The following is a 1,418-nucleotide window of genomic DNA, read 5'->3' on the forward strand; positions in this document are numbered from 1 at the left end:
GGTCACGTCCGCGCTGGTGGTGTAAGAGACGGCCATCGCGGGATCCGGTCTGATGCTATGCGGCGATCGGGGTCGGGGCGGTCTGGTTGTTGTCGTGTTGGTCAGGCTGGACGGGGATGAGGCGGGCTTTGGTGAGGAGTTCCAGGCCCATGTAGCGGCGGCCTTCGGTCCATTCGTCGGTCTGTTCGGCCAGGACCGCGCCGACGAGGCGGATGATCGCCGGCCGGTTGGGGAAGATACCGACGACGTCGGTGCGGCGGCGGATCTCCTTGTTCAGTCGTTCCTGCGGGTTGTTCGACCAGATCTGGCGCCAGATTTCCCGTGGGAAGGCGGTGAAGGCCAGCAGGTCGTCGTGGGCATCAGCGAGGTGTTCGGCGGCGGCCGGGAACTTCGCTTCGATGGTGGTCACGACCCGTTGGAACTGGGCCCGAACAGCGTCTGCGTCGGGCTGGTCGAAGATTGTGCGCACGAGGGTGGCGATCCACGGCTGTGCTGTTTTGGGCACCTTCGTCAGCAGGTTCCGCAGGTAGTGAGTCCGGCAGCGCTGCCAGGTCGCGCCGGGCAACGCTGCTCCGATCGCCTGCACGAGGCCGCGGTGGGCGTCGGAGATGACCAGTTGGACACCGGACAGGCCGCGGGCGGTCAGCGAGCGCAGGAACGCCAGCCAGCCGGCCCCGTCTTCGTCGGAGGCGACGTCGAGGCCGAGGACTTCGCGTTGGCCATCGGCGTTGACGCCGACGGCGATCAGGGCGTGGACGTTGACGGTTCGGCCTGCTTCGCGGACCTTCATCGTCAGCGCGTCCATCCACACGAACGTGTAATGCCCTGAGTCGAGGGGCCGATTGCGGAACGCCTGCACCTGGGCGTCCAGGTGCGTGGCCATCTCCGAGACCTGCGACTTCGACAGCTGCCGGACGCCGAGCTGCTCGACCAGCTTCTCCACCCGCCGTGTCGACACCCCGAGCAGATACGACGTCGCCACCACCGACACCAACGCCTGTTCGGCCCGCCGACGGTGCGTCAGCAACCAGTCCGGGAAGTAGCTGCCGTGGCGCAGCTTCGGGACCGCCAGATCGATCGTGCCAGCGCGGGTATCCCACTCCCGAGCTCGGTAGCCGTTACGCGAGTTCACGCGCTCGTCGCTGCGCTGGCCGTAGCCGGCACCGCAGATCGCGTCAGCTTCAGCGGACATCACCGCCTGCGCGAACGTTTTGATCATCGCCTGCAACATGTCCGGCGACGCGCCCGCGATCTGCTCGCACAGCAGGTCAACAGGGTTCACACTCTCAGATGCGGCCATCGCGCATCACTCTCCTTCGTTCGACTTTGCCGTCTCGAAGGATCGCGCGGTGGCCGTCTCTCATCTACGCAACACGCCCATCACGGGCAAGTCGTACACCACTTCCGTGGACGCAACC

General features: G+C 66.4%; 1 protein-coding gene. It reads right to left on the reverse strand.

Annotated features, from left to right (window positions below; translation table 11 throughout):
- Positions 1-55 precede the first annotated feature (55 nt).
- Positions 56-1,300 (reverse strand): IS256 family transposase, encoded by a 1,245-nt coding sequence (locus ACPXCB_RS31475; protein ID WP_425879754.1) that lies wholly within the window; start codon positions 1,298-1,300, stop codon positions 56-58.
- Positions 1,301-1,418 lie beyond the last annotated feature (118 nt).

This window comes from Micromonospora sp. DT62, from assembly GCF_049847285.1.
Taxonomy (GTDB): domain Bacteria; phylum Actinomycetota; class Actinomycetes; order Mycobacteriales; family Micromonosporaceae; genus Micromonospora; species Micromonospora reichwaldensis.